This is a genomic window from Mucilaginibacter sp. P4_G9, from assembly GCF_056400985.1.
Genome location: NZ_JBFUKF010000113.1, coordinates 1 through 14,811, shown reverse-complemented (window position 1 = coordinate 14,811; position 14,811 = coordinate 1). Strand labels below are relative to the sequence as shown.

The window sequence follows — 14,811 nt, the reverse complement described above, 5'->3', positions numbered from 1 at the left end:
TAATAAATCATATCAATTAGGATTAAGCCTTGGATTTTAATTGACCTATTAAACTAAAAACATGAAAAAATATAGATATTTATCAATTTATTTTGCAGCGATTACCCTGTTGGGTGTGGCATCCTGTAAAAAGGAACTGGACGTAAAAAATCCCAATTCACCAACAATAGAACAGGCAAAAGATGAACCGGGAATTATTTCGCTATCAACAGCGGCGGTTTACATAAACGGATTTAATGGAAACAATCCTTCTATAATTGCTAACCAAAATTGGTTGGGCGATAGTTATTTTTCCTTGGGGATTGGTTACCATGAACTATTGGGTGATAATATATCGGCCGAAGCATCTAATCAAAACATCAACGTGGTTAACCTGCCAGATTATGTAATATTAGATAACGGCAGTAAGATCACGAATACATCTCCTTCAAAAAGTGTAATAAGGATAAGTAATGCACGTGATAAAAAGCCTGCTAATATGTTTTTTTATGAGTGGGCCTATATGTATTCATTAAACAATGCCTGTAACCAGGTATTAGCATTAGTTGATAATATAAAATTCACGGGCGATGCTGAAACAAAAAAGAATACTATAAAAGCCTGGGCCTATTGGTGGAAAGGGTTTGCATATTCAAAAATAGGATCAGTTTATTACGCAGGTATCATTAATAACACTGTTGGAGTTGGCAATACATCTGCACTGGTATCAACTTATGTTACAAGTGCAGCCATGATTACGGAGGCGAATAAAAACTTTGATCAGGCAAGCGCTCTATTAAGTGCTATTACAAGCACATCAGACTACAGTACAGTTTTGGGTAAATTATTGCCGGGTTTTGTTCAAACAGGTAAAGGTGGCGTACTTACTACAGATATGTGGATCAGGAACATCAATACCATGAAAGCGCGCAACTTATTAGTAAATAAAAGATTAAGTGCGATGACCGCAACTGATTGGAGCGCTGTTTTAACATTGGTAAATGCAGGCATTAAATCGGATGATTTTGTTTTCACCGGCCGTACCTCAGCCACAAACGGATTTTTCTCAGCAAGTGGCGGATCTGTTGCAGCTATGACAACCGGTTTGCCTAAATCAACCACTTTTAAAGTTAGTGAAAGGTTAATTCAGGAATATAAAACAGGCGATAAAAGACTCGCTACTAATTTCGCAACGAATCAGTATACAAACCAAGTGGGTGGATTTACCTTTAGTACCAGGTGGCAATTATTGGATGCCAACGGTGTTGGTAAAGGCGGTGTAGCGGTTCTTAGCGATAAAACCCCGGGTAACTATGAGTTATATATAGCAGGGAGCTACGAAGAGAATGAGCTCATGAAAGCTGAAGCTTTAATAAACACTGGTGATATACCTTCCGGGCTATTGAGCATTAACAACGTTAGAACTTACCAGGGAGCCGGGCTAACGGCTTTGAGCAGTGCATTAAGCTTAACAGATGCAAAAGAAGAACTAAGAAGAGAACGCAGAGTCGCATTAGTGTTTAGAGGGCTTGCTTTCTATGATGCAAGGCGATGGGGGATCATAGATGACATATCTAAAGGCGGGGGACGTACAAATGCGGTAGTTTTTGGATCGGATGGAGTTTTGAATACTCACGCAACTATTAACTATAATTTTCTTGATTATTGGGATGTGCCTGCGGATGAATATGTTATCAATCCTCCTGCTGCCGGTAGCGCTCCAATCAAAAACCCTAATTGATTTGTATCGTTCTTTATATAATTTCAGTTAATATTACTGTTAAGGTCGTGCAAGAAAATGCACGGCCTTTTATATGTTCCAGAAGTTATGTGTTTCCCTGTTTCGACATTAAAAAAGATGCCTGTACGACAATGTTTGTCGTACAGAAAATAAATTTTAATGAGCATAAGTTGTTTATAATCAATAATTTACAGCGAATTATCGTTGTGTTGCATGTTTTTTAGTGTATCCTATTCACATTGCGGAACGGAACAATAGATAGATTGCTATATGTCCACAACACCCTCAAATACCTGTACGGCAGGCCCTTCTAAAAAGATATCCGAAAACACTTTGCCATCGTAATTAAAGCGAATATTGAGGTTGCCACCAAGTACTTTTATTGGCGTATCAATGTGCCCTGTTAACTGGTTATGGCTGGCCATGGCAAGTGCTACAGCGGTAACCCCGGTGCCGCAGGCAAAGGTTTCATCCTCAACGCCGCGTTCAAAGGTGCGAACAAAGTATCCGTCCTCTGTTGGTTCAACAAAATTCACGTTAATACCCTGCTTGCGGTAGGTAGCATTATTACGGATGGCCCTGCCTTCATGAAAAACGTCACGATGCTCCAGGTCTTCAACCAGTTTTACATAGTGCGGAGAGCCTGTGTTGAGTACATAGGCATCCAGGTCGGTTTTTAACTCGTTTACGTCAATCATCTGCAGGCTCACCCAATCTCCCTCGTCTGTAATTTTGGCATTATGCGGACCGTCAACTGCCAAAAAAACAGTTTCGTTTTTAATGATGCCTAAAAATTTGGCAAAGGCTACAATGCATCTGCCACCGTTACCACACATACTGCTGGGCTGGCCGTCGGCATTGTAGTATACCATTTCAAAATCAAACCCAGCCTTATTTTGCAGAAACATCATGCCGTCGCCGCCAATGCCAAAACGGCGGTCGCAGAGGCGGGCAATCAGCCTCGGGTCGCTGTGGTCAACTATATTTTCACGGTTATCAACCAGTATGAAATCATTACCGGCTCCCTGGTATTTATAAAATCGTATCTTCACAATAATATCATTTAATATCAGTTACTTACCTGTAGCCTAACCTTTGTAGCAACCAATACAGCTAAGTAAAAACAATTTAACAAATTTTAACAAAAAACCTGATAACTAATCATTGATTATGTAGTCTATATGGTATTAAATTTGATTTGTTAAATTTAATTCACATAAACAAAGAAAGGCAAATATAAAGATGAAAAAGATTGGTTTAACATTATTAACCGCTTTTGCAGGAGGAGCCCTGGCTTTAGGCGCGTACAAAGTTATCGAGAATAAATACGCGGATAACCTAAGTTTTGAGGACAAACAAAAGGTTTATTTCACCAGCAACCCATCAGCACCGGTAGTGTCATCAACCGRCTCGCTTGATTTTACCGAGGCAGCCTCGGCGGTAACCCCGGCTGTAGTTTACATTCGTACCACGTATAGCAGCCAATCAGGAGGCAGTGGTCAGGATCAGTTAGAGCAGATGTTTGGCGATATGTTCGGTCAGCGTATACGTCCGCAGGGACCACAGATGGCGTCTGGTTCGGGCGTTATCATATCAAATGATGGCTATATTGTAACCAATAATCACGTAGTTGATAAAGCGGATAAAATCACAGTTGCTACAAATGATCACCGCACCTTTCAGGCTAAAGTGATTGGTACCGATCCAAGTACCGACCTGGCCCTAATCAAGATCAGTGCTACCGACCTGCCTATTGTTAAATTAGGCAACTCTGACGATGCACGCGTTGGTGAGTGGGTTTTAGCTGTAGGTAACCCGTTTAATTTAACATCAACCGTTACTGCGGGTATTATAAGCGCTAAAGGCCGCAACATTGGTATTATTGGCAGCGAGAACAGCCAGGACGAGAGCAACCCGTTCGGGCGTAGCCGTAACCAGCCAGCCACCCCAAAGCTTAATAAGGCCATCGAGTCGTTCATTCAAACAGATGCTGCCATTAACCCAGGGAATAGCGGCGGCGCCCTTGTAAACACCAAAGGCGAGTTGATAGGCATTAACGCCGCGATTGCATCACACACAGGCTCATATGAAGGCTACGGCTTTGCTATCCCGGTTAACCTTGCTAAAAAGGTATTGAACGATATTAAAAAGTTTGGCTCGGTAAAACGCGGATTTATTGGTGTGAACTTCACCGAGCTTAATCCGGATGCTGCTCAAAGATTAAGTGTCAGCAACACAACCGGTTTATATGTTAATGACCTGGTTGATGGCGGAGGGGCGCAGCAAGCGGGGATTCAAAAAGGCGATATTATCGCAAAAGTAGAGGGTATTCCCGTTTATGAATCATCAGACCTGCAGGAACATGTGGGCCGTATGCAGCCTGGGGATAAAATAAATCTTACCGTGCTTCGCGATGGCAAAGAAAAGAATTTTGCCGTAACACTTAAAGCTGATGCAAACCCAACAACCCGCGTTGCTGCCGTTTCAAAATCGGCAGAAGAATTGTTTAATAAACTGGGTGCAAGCTTTCAGCCATTAACCCAGGCTCAAAAGGCTAAGTTTCATGTAAACTCCGGTGTTCTGGTAACCCAGGTCCGCGAAGGAAGGGTATTTGATAGCTTTGAAATTCCGGTTGGCTCTATCATCACCAGTATCAATAAATCACCTATTAACAGTGTGGCTGATATTGATAAAGTGATAACCAACCTGCGCAATGGTAACCTGGTAATTTCAGGCTATTATCCGGATGGCACAAACTTTAACAATATGTTCCAGGTGCAGTAAGCCAGGATATGCAAATGTGCAGATTAACTGCGTTGAGTGCTTCGCCGTTTTAGATGTGCAGATATTTAATAAAAAGCCCGGCCGCGAGTCGGGCTTTTTGTTTTGAGCAGTAGTTTGTAAGGAAACAAAGTACTGGAACTGGATTTAGGAATAATGGCCTGCGAGGAAACAGACTGCGGAGACAAAAACCTCCGATAAACCAAAAAAGCCGCGTTTAGCGGCTTTTTCAATTATATTTAATTTCTTCTATTCCTCAACCATTTCACTATTCGGACTGGCCACTTCTGGTACTTCGTGTTTAAAGTAGCGCTTTTGATATAGCAATATCATGATCACACCTACACAAATAGCCGAGTCGGCAAGGTTAAATACCGGTCTGAAAAATTCAAACGGCTCATTGGCCCATAGCGGGAACCATGACGGATAAGTGCCTTTTAACAGCGGGAAGTAAAACATATCAACCACGCGCCCATGGAACAGCGGTGCGTATTTGTACATTACTCCATAAAAAGTTGAATCGATAATATTACCAACCGCACCGGCTAAAATAAGCGCCACGTTCATGATGAGCCCACGGTGATATTTATGTTTTATAAGGTAAACAAGACAATAAACAATCCCACAAACCGCAAAAATACGAAACAACGTTAGCGCCAGCTTACCGGCATCGCCACCCCACTCCATGCCGAAGGCCATGCCATTGTTTTCGGTGTAATGCAGCATGCCGCGGTTACCTAAAAAGCGAATCTCTTCGCCCATATACATGTGCCCCCTTACCCAGGTCTTAATGATCTGGTCGGCAAGAATTATAAATGCAGCAGTTAAAAAAGGTTTAGTGTAAGCTGCCTTCATTTATTGCTTTAATTTGGCTTCCATGGTCATGGTGGTGTGCGGTACGGCACGTAAGCGCTCTTTCGGGATCAGTTTGCCGGTTTCGCGGCAAATACCATAAGTTTTGTTCTCGATACGTACAAGAGCAGCTTCCAGCTGATCAATAAATTTTTTCTGGCGGGCAGCTAACTGGTTTATTTGCTCTTTTTCCAATGTGGCCGAGCCATCTTCCAGTGTTTTGTAGGTGCCTGCCGTGTCATCAGTTCCGTTAGCATTTGGTGAGCTTAATGAAGTTGCAAGCGAGTTTAATTCTTCTTTAGCAATACGTAGCTTATCCAGTATGAGTGCTTTAAATTCCTGCAGGTCTGACTCGGAATACCTGGTTTTTTCGTTTTCTACTTTCATTTATATTTTACTAATAACAATAAAAATTTCATTTCCATCAATGGTGACTAAATCACCTTTATTTAACTGGCTATCAAGCACAATGCTTACCGCCAAAATTTCGGCGCAAATATAGGATAAATTATTCTTCACCGCTTCACTGATGTAAGGGTGGTCGCTAAGCTGTACATTTATCTTATCCGTTACTTCAAATCCTTTCTCCTTGCGCAGGTTTTGGATCCGGTTAATTAACTCTCGTGCTATACCCTCCTGCTTTAATTCGTTGGATATGGTAACATCTAAAGCCACGGTTAGTTTGCCCATATTTGCAACTTGCCAGCCCGGCACATCTTCAGCAATGATATCTACTTCAGTATCAAGTATCAAATATTTATTATCAAGTACGGCAATACTTCCGTTTGCTTCTAAAGAAGCTATATCTTCACTTGTAAAATTGTTTATAGCCTCGGCAACAGCCTTCATGTCTTTACCCACTTTCTGGCCAAGGGCCTTAAAGTTTGGTTTTATCTTCTTTTTAATGAAGCCTGCAGTGTCGGTAATGTACTCAATATCTTTGATGTTTGTTTCAGATAATATCAGCTCTTTTACCTGTTCCACATGTGCCTTAAAGTCTTTATCTAATATAGGTAAAAGAATCTTGCTTAGCGGGCGACGTACATTGATGTCGATTTTTTTACGTAATGACAACACCAGGGATGATATGTCCTGTGCCAGTTTCATTCGTTCTTCCAGGTCGGTATCTACCAGTTCTTTTTGATATTCAGGGAAGTAAGCCAGGTGAACTGATTCAAATGGCTCTTTACCGGTAACGCTGTTCAGATCGTTATATAATCTATCGGAAAAGAAAGGCGCTATAGGCGACATTAATTTGCTGATGGTGATTAAACAGGTATATAATGTTTGGTAAGCAGATAACTTATCATCCGAGTTGTCCGACCTCCAGAAACGACKGCGGCTTAAGCGGATAAACCAGTTGCTGAAATGCGCGTCAACAAATTCCTGTATGGCACGGGCCGCTTTGGTTGGCTCAAAATCGGCATAAAAACCATCAACCTCCAGGGTTAGGGTGTTTAATAGCGATATGATCCAGCGGTCAATTTCCGGGCGTTTGCTTATTGCTATTTCGGCTTCGCAGTAAGAGAACTTATCAATATTGGCATACAGCACAAAAAACGAATAGGTATTGTATAATGTGCCGAAGAACTTGCGGCGAACCTCATCTATCCCGTCGGTATTAAACTTCAGGTTATCCCATGGCGATGCATTGCTGATCATGTACCAGCGGGGGGCATCGGCGCCAAACTGCTCAATGGTTTCAAACGGATCAACACCGTTGCCTAAACGCTTAGACATTTTGTTACCGTTCTTATCCAAAACCAACCCGTTCGAGATCACATTCTTAAACGCAACACCACCGTTGCCAACCCGTTCATTCACCGTTCTTACCTCGTCGCTGCACTCGCTTAGCATTACGGCTATGGCATGCAGGGTAAAGAACCATCCACGGGTTTGATCAACACCTTCGGCAATAAAATCGGCAGGGTAGGCATTGGCAAACTCCTCTTTATTTTCGAAAGGGAAATGCCATTGTGCGTAGGGCATAGCGCCCGAATCGAACCAAACATCAATCAGGTCAGGCTCGCGGAACATTTTGTTGCCGCTGGATGAAGTTAATATCACATCATCAACATAAGGGCGGTGCATATCTTCCAATGTAAAGCCTGCCGGCATAAAGCCTGCCGCAATAGCTTTTTCAATTTCGGCATTCAGCTCGGTTATGGAACCGATACATTTCTCTTCGCCGCCATTTTCTTCGCGCCAGATAGGCAACGGCGTACCCCAGTAGCGTGAACGGGAAAGATTCCAATCCACCAAATTTTCCAGCCAGTTACCAAAGCGGCCGGTGCCTGTCGATTCCGGTTTCCAGTTGATGGTTTTGTTGAGCGCTACCATTTTATCCTTTACCGCTGTAGTGCGGATAAACCAGCTATCTAAGGGGTAGTATAAAATAGGCTCATCCGAGCGCCAGGAGTGTGGATAGCTGTGCTCGTATTTTTTAACATCGAATGCTTTATTCTCAGTTTTTAGTTTGATGGAGATCAGTACGTCGGTAGGTTTAAAACCGGGTTCGGCGCGTTCTGCATCACTATAGTATTCTTCTTTAACGTAGTAACCCGCAAAATCGGTAACCTCGTTAACAAAACGGCCTTGCTTATCAACAAGTGGAACTTCCTTGCCGTTTTCGTCCTTCACCATTACCGATGGTACGTTGTTCTCTTTACAGGCCCGGAAGTCATCCGCACCAAAAACAGATGCAGTGTGCACTATGCCGGTACCATCTTCGGTTGTAACAAAATCGGCAGGGATAACACGGAAGGCGTTTTTCTCCAGGTCATCATTGGTTACGTAAGGCATCAGTTGTTCGTAGTGGATGCCCAATAGCCGGCTTCCTTTACACTCTGCCTGTAATTTCCATGGAATGATTTTATCGCCGCCTTTGTAGTCTTCAAAAGATGCGGTTTCACCTTCGGCCTTAAAATATTTTTTAACCAGGTCCTTTGCTAAAACAACGCAAATTGGCTCGTAGGTATAAGGGTTAAAAGAGCTTATTTTAGCGTAAGTGATGCTCTCTCCTACTGCTAATGCGCAGTTTGAGGGCAGGGTCCATGGAGTAGTTGTCCAGGCTAATATAAATACGTCGGTATTTACGCCTTCAAATAAAAAAGCAGAGTCCTGATCGCGTTTTACTTTAAACTGGGCAACAATGGTAGTATCCTTCACCATTTTATAGGTGCCCGGCTGATTAAGTTCGTGGGAGCTTAATCCGGTGCCCGATTTTGGCGAATAAGGCTGTACGGTATATCCTTTGTACAAAAGGTTTTTATCATAAAGCTGCTTCAGTATCCACCAAAGGCTTTCAATGTATTCGTTTTTGTAGGTGACGTACGGATCATTCAAATCAACCCAATAACCCATTTTTTCGGTCAGGTCGTTCCATACGTCGGTATAGCGCATTACCTCTTTGCGGCAGGCATCATTATATTCTTTAACAGTTATCTTTTTGCCAATATCGTCCTTGGTTATTCCTAACGCTTTTTCAACAGCCAGTTCAATTGGCAGGCCATGGGTATCCCAGCCGCCTTTGCGTTTAACCTGGTATCCCTTTAGGGTTTTATAGCGGCAAAAAATATCCTTTATAGAGCGCGCCATTACGTGGTGAATACCGGGCATGCCATTTGCGCTCGGCGGCCCTTCGTAAAAAGTGTAAGGGTTACTCGCCGGGCGGCTGCTGATACTTTTTTCAAAGATGTTGTTCTGTTTCCAAAACTCCAGTACCTCTTTGCCTGTTTGCGATAAGTTTAACTGCTTATATTCTTTGTACATGTATATATTCTACCTTTTATCACCTCTTTTTTAAGAGGTTGCAAAAATACGGAATTTATAAATGATTTTTTTAATTTAGAGGGGTGAAAAATAATAAAGTAAAGCGTACTATACTAATGCTGCTGGTAGCCGTGATCCTGTTTTCGACGTCAATGGTTATTCCGGCGCTGCAGGATTCCAAATGGAAGGTACTTATGCAGGGCGGCGCCACCGGGTTAACCATGGCCGGTATAGTGAGTATTATTACTTTACTGATAGATTATTTGAAGGAAAGTAAATAGCCACGTTTTTTGGCTGAATTTAATTTTTTAATTCTGTTATTTCGATAAATTCCGGTTCAGAAATTAAAAAATAGCCCTGTTCGCTCCACCATCAACCTGAATAGTTGTCCCGCTAATATAAGCCGCCTGTTCAGATGCTAAAAATGCAACCAGCGCTGCCAGTTCTTCTGGTTTACCGATGCGTCCCAGCGGGATGCTTTTAGCTTTATCCTTTATTGCTTGTTCCGGATCTACCTCTTTAGGGAAAGTATGCTTAATTCTATCGGTGAGGATCAATCCCGGCGCCACATTGTTTACAGTGATATTGTATGGCCCAAACTCATCGGCCATTAGCTTGGCCATGCCAACCACGCCCATCCGCATACTGGTTGACAGTACGGAGTTGCCCAGTACAGCCTTTACCGAGCCGCTGATGATGTTAATGATGCGTCCGCTCCCGGTTTCTTGCATATGTGGTAATACCAACCTGCTTAAACGGGCAAAGCTAAGCAGGTTGAGCTCGAAAGCCTTTTGCCATTGCTCGTCGTCAAAGTTCTCAAACTTATCAAATGGTGGTCCGCCGGCGTTATTCAGCAGAATGTCAATCCGCCCGAATGTAGCAGCGGCTTTAGTTATAAAGGCATTTATCTCGCCGGCATTTGAAACATCAACAGGGATGGCCGCAACCGGGTTACCGGTAAGCCGTTTTATCTCATTAGCTGTTTTGGTTAGTTCTGCCTCATCGCGGGAGCCGATGATAACCTTTGCCCCTTCGGCAGATAGCGCCATTGCAATTGCCTTGCCAAGTCCCTTGCTTGCTGCAAGTACTACGGCTACTTTGTTGTTGAGTTTAAGATCCATAAGTCGTACTTAAACCCTCTCCAAAGGAGAGGATATTGAATCGAATATTGTTAATTAACCGTTTTCTTTAAAGGTCTCCATGCCAGCTGTTTTTTTCAGAACCCTCTCCCTCAGGGGAGGGCAGGGTGAGACTTCTATTCTTCTATATCAGGCCCCTTCAGTTTCTTCCTGTCTGTCCCTTTTTCAAGGCTCAATAAAAATGCCGGCAACAAGGTAAGGTTACTAATCATAGCTACCAGCAGCGTGATAGATAAAAGGATTCCCAATGCCTGCGTGCCGCCAAATTTGGATACCACAAACACGCCAAAACCAAAAAAAAGTACTGTTGCTATAAATATCATGCTAACCCCGGTTTCGCGGATGGTATCGGATACAATTGTAGAAACCCTTTTGTTGCTGTTGCGCAGCTCGTGCCGGTAGCGGGTAATGAAATAAATGGTTTGATCGCTGGAGATCCCCATAGCTATACTGAATATCAGGATGGTTGATGGTTTAAGCGGGATGCCAAAGAAGCCCATAATACCTGCCGTAATTATTAATGGCACCAGGTTTGGCAGTAAAGAAATGGCTATCATTTTTACACCACGGAACAGGATCCACATTACCCCGGCGATTAAAAAAATGGCCCAGGCCAGGCTCTCGTAAAGGTTGGTAAGCAGGTAGTTTGTACCCTTAATAAATATAATGCTGCTGCCTGTAAGTTCCACATGGAATTTTTTGGGATTGAATATCGAGTCGATACGTGGCTGCAGATTGGCCAGGACCCTGTTCATTTTTTTTGACCCGGCGTCAATCATTTCAAAAGTAACCCTTGTTACCTGGTGGGTGCTATCTAAATAGGTGTTGAGTGCGCTGGTGCCTTTGCCCGAGTTGCCCGCATAGTTGAGGATAAAATTTTGCTCCAAACCATCGGGCAGGCGGTAATAATCGGCGCTGCCGCCATAAAAAGCCTGTGTGCTGAATTTTAAAACCTGGATCAGTGATATCGACCGGCTAAACTCCGGGTAGGATGATATGAGTTGTTCCAGTTTCTCAACCTTGCGTATTACAACCTGGTTCATTACGCCGTTTTTACGTTTGGTATCAATACTTACTTCCAATGGAAGTACACCGTTAAAATTCGATTCAAAAAACTTCAGATCTTCCAGGGTATTATTGTGCTGGGGCAAGTCGTCAACAACATAGCCATTGATATTTATTTTGGTAATGCCGATGGCGGATATCACTACAAGCACCAGGGTAGTTATATAAACTACTTTGCGTTTGTTGTGCACTAAATTATCCAGGCTAATGAGTAGTTGTTTCATTAATTTACTATCCTTAATGCCTGCTTTTTGCGGTTTGGGCGATGGTAAATAACTAAAGATGATAGGCACCAGGATCAGACTCAATGCAAAGGTGGCCATAATACTTATGGAGGCAACCAAACCAAATTGGGTTAGCAGTTCGCTGTTGGTAAAACACAATACGCCAAAGCCGATAGCAGTGGTAACGTTAGCTATAAAGGTAGTTATGCCCGCTTTTTCAATGGCTATGTGAAGTGCCTGTAATTTATTGCCGCTCAGTTCAAACTCGTGGTAATACTTATTGAGGATGAATATGGTATTGGGAATCCCGATAACTACCACAAGAGGCGGGATAATCCCCGTAAGGATAGTCATTTCGTAGTGCATGAGCACCAATGTGCCCAGGCTCCAAACCACACCTAAAACAACGATGATCACCGGGAAAATAACCGGGAAAAACGAACGGAAAAAGAGCAACAATATCAGCGCCGTAATTAATACCGATAGGCTAAGAAACATCGAAAACTCATGCGCCACCAGGTCGCCCACCACAGTGCGGATGAGCGGCAGGCCGGAGTAATGTACTTTTATGCCGTGCTTTTGCTCAAAAGCCGCGCCCAGCTTTTTTATTTTATTGATGATAGGTACCCGGTTGGGTGTATTGATGATCTTATCATCAAAAGTAATGGCCATTAAGGTTGATTTGCCATCGTTGCTTAAAACCAGGCCTTTATAAAAGGGCAGGTTTGCCAGTTGCTGCTTCACGCTATCAACCGCCTGTGCGCTTTGCAATACCCCGGTAACCAGCGGCTTTATAACAAAACGATGTTGAGTGGTATCTTTTTGCAGGTTGTAAACATTGGCTGCTGAAATTACAGCCTTAATGCCTTTTACCTGTTTCAGACTGTTGCCTATCTGGTACCAGTCGTTAAATACATCCTTGTTAAATATCTTACCTGATTTTATGCCGATCACCATAGACGAAGCATCCTGGCCAAACATTTTTTTAAACTGGTTGTAACGGATATAAGCCGAATCGGTAACGGGAAGTACCTTGCCGCCGTTAAAGGTTATTTTTACCCGGGATGCCTCATATCCCATAAAAACACTCAGCGCAACAACGCTTATCAGCACGAAGAGCCTGTTTTTAAGAATAAATGATGCTGTATTTTTCCAGAACATGCGCAGTAAATTAAGGGCGCCGCTAAACTACGAAATTTGATCTATCTGCCGATTGAACAATTTGACTTTGTGAAAATGAAAAGGCTACTCAGATTTTACAGGGTTTTACCCAACCAATAGATATCTTATGTTAAAAAAACCTTAGCTAAAATTGCAAAAGAAAGATCTCCAATACTTGTAATTTGTTATAATTTGTTATAACTTTATTGCATGCAATCTAATATCAGAAACATAGGAAATTCTAAAGGGGTAATTTTGCCACAGAGTTTTTTAAAACAATGCTTCATTGAAAATGAAATAAACATTGAAGTAAAGGACAATACTATTGTTATAAGTCCTGCCAATGAGCATAAACGAAAGGGCTGGGCAGAAGCTTTCCAGGAAATGGCGAAAACAGGCGACAATGAATTGATTATTCCGGACACTTTTGAGGATGAAGATACCAATGAGTGGACATGGAAATAAAACAGTATTCCATCCATTGGATAAATCTTGACCCAACTGTAGGCAGCGAGGTTAATAAAACCCGACCATGCGTTATATTGTCTCCTGATGAAATGAACAGGTATATAAAAACAATTATTATTGCCCCGTTAACACATACTCTTAAGCCTTACCCTTCAAGGGTAATATGTGAAGTAAAAGGTGAAAAGGGTTCTGTCATGTTAGATCAGATTCGAACAGTTGACCGGGTAAGGATTGGYGACATCATAGGCAAGCTTAGTTTAAATGAGATAAATGATATAAAGTTTGTTATTAATCAGATGCTTTGTTAAGCATTGGTAATCCTGCCCATATTGGTGCCTTTGCGGGAAAAACGTCTAAAACCCGTATTTTTGATACATGAAAAGACTGATCAGCAGTTTTGGCTTTGCTTTTAAAGGTTTAAGGTACGCTTCATTAACACAGCCCAATTTCAGGATTCACCTGGGTTTGGCTTTTATTGCCATTGTTTTGGGGATGTTGCTACAGATCTCATTCGCCGAATGGGAATGGATCATGCTGAGCATAGCCATTGTTTTGACAACGGAGCTTTTAAATACCGGGATTGAAATCCTTACCGACCTGGTATCGCCAGGATATAATGAAAAGGCGGGCCATGTAAAAGATGTTTGCGCCGCCGCGGTGGTTATTGCCGCTTTATTTGCGCTTATCACCGGCATCGTTATATTTTTACCCAAACTAATTTTATTGATAACCCATGCTGCATAAAACCAGGGGCATCGTATTTAAAGCAACGGACTATGGAGAAAGCAGCGTGATCGTTCAGATCTTCACCGAAAAATTTGGTCTGCAATCATACATCATCAACGGCGCTAAAAAGCCAAAAGCTAAAATAGGCCGTAATATGCTGCAACCCCTGCATTTGCTGGATCTGGTTGTTTATCATAAAAATACCGGCAGCGTACAGCGCATAACCGAACTTAAAAACGCGCCGGTGCTGCAAACTATTCCATACGATGTTATCAAAAGCTGTATCGCTATTTTTTTGAACGAAGTACTGTATAAAGCCATAAAGCAGCAATCTGCCGAAGAAAATATTTTTGATTTTGTGTTTAACGCCATCGAATGGCTCGATCATCAAACCGGGAATGTGGCCAACTTTCACTTGCTGTTTTTAACCCAGCTTACCCGTTACCTTGGTTTTTACCCCGATAAGTTTTTAATTGGCAAAGCTGATTACTTCGACCTGAAGAACGGCACGTTTACTAAATACAAGCCCGATAGTGTGATGTACCTTTCGCCACCGCATACACAAAACTTTAGCCTGGTGCTGCAATGCAGTTTTGAAAACATGGAGCAATTAAAATTCAGCAATGATGAAAGGCGGTGCCTGGTGCATAAATTGATGGAGTATTACGCCTTGCATATTGAGGGCTTTGGAAACATCCGCTCGGGAGATGTGCTGGAGGAGGTGTTAGCTTAAAGCCGCCTGAAATGTAAAATCGATGTTTAATATTTGACAAATAAAAGGGTATTAAAACAAAAAAAGAGAAAGCCGATGGCTGTCTCTTTTTTTTAKTTGACTGACCTCATTATTTACCATAAAGAACTAATTGGTTAGATCGATAATAACAATTAGGACAAATATATGCAC

The 14,811-nt window shown here is 42.4% G+C and carries 13 protein-coding genes; 7 read left to right on the top strand and 6 right to left on the bottom strand.

The genetic code is table 11. From position 1 onward, the window contains the following. Positions 1 to 61: 61 nt before the first annotated feature. Complete coding sequence (locus AC1DPZ_RS12005) at positions 62 to 1,720, top strand: RagB/SusD family nutrient uptake outer membrane protein (RefSeq protein ID WP_477403559.1); 1,659 nt, start codon at positions 62 to 64, stop codon at positions 1,718 to 1,720. Between the two features lie 266 nt (positions 1,721 to 1,986). Here AC1DPZ_RS12005 and dapF read toward each other — a convergent pair whose 3' ends face one another. Then, positions 1,987 to 2,772 carry a diaminopimelate epimerase gene (dapF, locus tag AC1DPZ_RS12000; RefSeq protein ID WP_477403557.1) on the bottom strand — a complete coding sequence of 262 codons (786 nt, stop codon included), beginning with the start codon at positions 2,770 to 2,772 and terminating at the stop codon, positions 1,987 to 1,989. Positions 2,773 to 2,962: 190 nt separating this feature from the next. Between dapF and AC1DPZ_RS11995 the strand changes: the two genes are divergently transcribed. Then, positions 2,963 to 4,504, top strand: coding sequence for a Do family serine endopeptidase (locus AC1DPZ_RS11995; RefSeq protein WP_477403555.1), 1,542 nt, complete (start codon positions 2,963 to 2,965; stop codon positions 4,502 to 4,504). 246 nt (positions 4,505 to 4,750) lie between these two features. Here AC1DPZ_RS11995 and AC1DPZ_RS11990 read toward each other — a convergent pair whose 3' ends face one another. From AC1DPZ_RS11990 to ileS, 3 genes are read right to left on the bottom strand one after another with little or no spacing between them, the layout of a single operon-like run. After that, positions 4,751 to 5,356, bottom strand: coding sequence for a lipoprotein signal peptidase (locus tag AC1DPZ_RS11990; RefSeq protein WP_477403553.1), 606 nt, complete (start codon positions 5,354 to 5,356; stop codon positions 4,751 to 4,753). Further along, positions 5,357 to 5,740 carry a TraR/DksA family transcriptional regulator gene (locus AC1DPZ_RS11985; protein ID WP_184547488.1) on the bottom strand — a complete coding sequence of 128 codons (384 nt, stop codon included), beginning with the start codon at positions 5,738 to 5,740 and terminating at the stop codon, positions 5,357 to 5,359. Next, positions 5,741 to 9,124 carry an isoleucine--tRNA ligase gene (gene ileS / locus AC1DPZ_RS11980; protein WP_477403551.1) on the bottom strand — a complete coding sequence of 1,128 codons (3,384 nt, stop codon included), beginning with the start codon at positions 9,122 to 9,124 and terminating at the stop codon, positions 5,741 to 5,743. Between the two features lie 83 nt (positions 9,125 to 9,207). Here ileS and AC1DPZ_RS11975 point away from each other — a divergent pair, with 83 nt between their 5' ends. Next, positions 9,208 to 9,405: a hypothetical protein gene (locus AC1DPZ_RS11975; RefSeq protein WP_477403549.1), complete on the top strand. Its 198-nt coding sequence runs from the start codon at positions 9,208 to 9,210 to the stop codon at positions 9,403 to 9,405. Positions 9,406 to 9,468: 63 nt separating this feature from the next. On the opposite strand, the gene AC1DPZ_RS11970 is transcribed toward AC1DPZ_RS11975, so the two are convergent. Together AC1DPZ_RS11970 and AC1DPZ_RS11965 are read right to left on the bottom strand one after the other, a co-directional pair. Next, positions 9,469 to 10,245, bottom strand: coding sequence for an SDR family oxidoreductase (locus tag AC1DPZ_RS11970; protein ID WP_477403547.1), 777 nt, complete (start codon positions 10,243 to 10,245; stop codon positions 9,469 to 9,471). A gap of 134 nt (positions 10,246 to 10,379) precedes the next feature. Continuing rightward, complete coding sequence (locus tag AC1DPZ_RS11965; protein WP_477403545.1) at positions 10,380 to 12,713, bottom strand: efflux RND transporter permease subunit; 2,334 nt, start codon at positions 12,711 to 12,713, stop codon at positions 10,380 to 10,382. Positions 12,714 to 12,923: 210 nt separating this feature from the next. Here AC1DPZ_RS11965 and AC1DPZ_RS11960 point away from each other — a divergent pair, with 210 nt between their 5' ends. The 4 genes from AC1DPZ_RS11960 to recO all read left to right on the top strand — a co-directional run bounded on the left by AC1DPZ_RS11960 (position 12,924) and on the right by recO (position 14,640). Continuing rightward, on the top strand, positions 12,924 to 13,178 hold the full coding sequence (locus AC1DPZ_RS11960; protein ID WP_477403543.1) for an AbrB/MazE/SpoVT family DNA-binding domain-containing protein: 255 nt from the start codon (positions 12,924 to 12,926) through the stop codon (positions 13,176 to 13,178). Continuing rightward, a complete protein-coding gene (locus tag AC1DPZ_RS11955) occupies positions 13,169 to 13,489 on the top strand; it encodes a type II toxin-antitoxin system PemK/MazF family toxin (protein WP_477403541.1) in 321 nt (106 codons plus the stop codon). Before AC1DPZ_RS11960 ends, AC1DPZ_RS11955 begins: the two co-directional genes overlap by 10 nt. A 67-nt stretch (positions 13,490 to 13,556) precedes the next feature. Beyond that, complete coding sequence (locus AC1DPZ_RS11950) at positions 13,557 to 13,925, top strand: diacylglycerol kinase (protein ID WP_477403539.1); 369 nt, start codon at positions 13,557 to 13,559, stop codon at positions 13,923 to 13,925. Next, positions 13,915 to 14,640, top strand: coding sequence for a DNA repair protein RecO (gene recO / locus AC1DPZ_RS11945; RefSeq protein WP_477403537.1), 726 nt, complete (start codon positions 13,915 to 13,917; stop codon positions 14,638 to 14,640). The genes AC1DPZ_RS11950 and recO overlap by 11 nt, the downstream gene beginning before the upstream one ends. The last annotated feature ends 171 nt before the right edge of the window (positions 14,641 to 14,811 follow it).

Coding starts and splice junctions, on each gene's coding strand:
- AC1DPZ_RS11965 (WP_477403545.1), bottom strand. CDS start 12,713: ATGTTCTGGAAAAATACAGCATCATTTATTCTTAAAAACAGGCTCTTC.
- AC1DPZ_RS11950 (WP_477403539.1), top strand. CDS start 13,557: ATGAAAAGACTGATCAGCAGTTTTGGCTTTGCTTTTAAAGGTTTAAGG.
- AC1DPZ_RS11985 (WP_184547488.1), bottom strand. CDS start 5,740: ATGAAAGTAGAAAACGAAAAAACCAGGTATTCCGAGTCAGACCTGCAG.
- recO (WP_477403537.1), top strand. CDS start 13,915: ATGCTGCATAAAACCAGGGGCATCGTATTTAAAGCAACGGACTATGGA.
- AC1DPZ_RS11970 (WP_477403547.1), bottom strand. CDS start 10,245: ATGGATCTTAAACTCAACAACAAAGTAGCCGTAGTACTTGCAGCAAGC.
- AC1DPZ_RS12005 (WP_477403559.1), top strand. CDS start 62: ATGAAAAAATATAGATATTTATCAATTTATTTTGCAGCGATTACCCTG.
- AC1DPZ_RS11960 (WP_477403543.1), top strand. CDS start 12,924: ATGCAATCTAATATCAGAAACATAGGAAATTCTAAAGGGGTAATTTTG.
- AC1DPZ_RS11990 (WP_477403553.1), bottom strand. CDS start 5,356: ATGAAGGCAGCTTACACTAAACCTTTTTTAACTGCTGCATTTATAATT.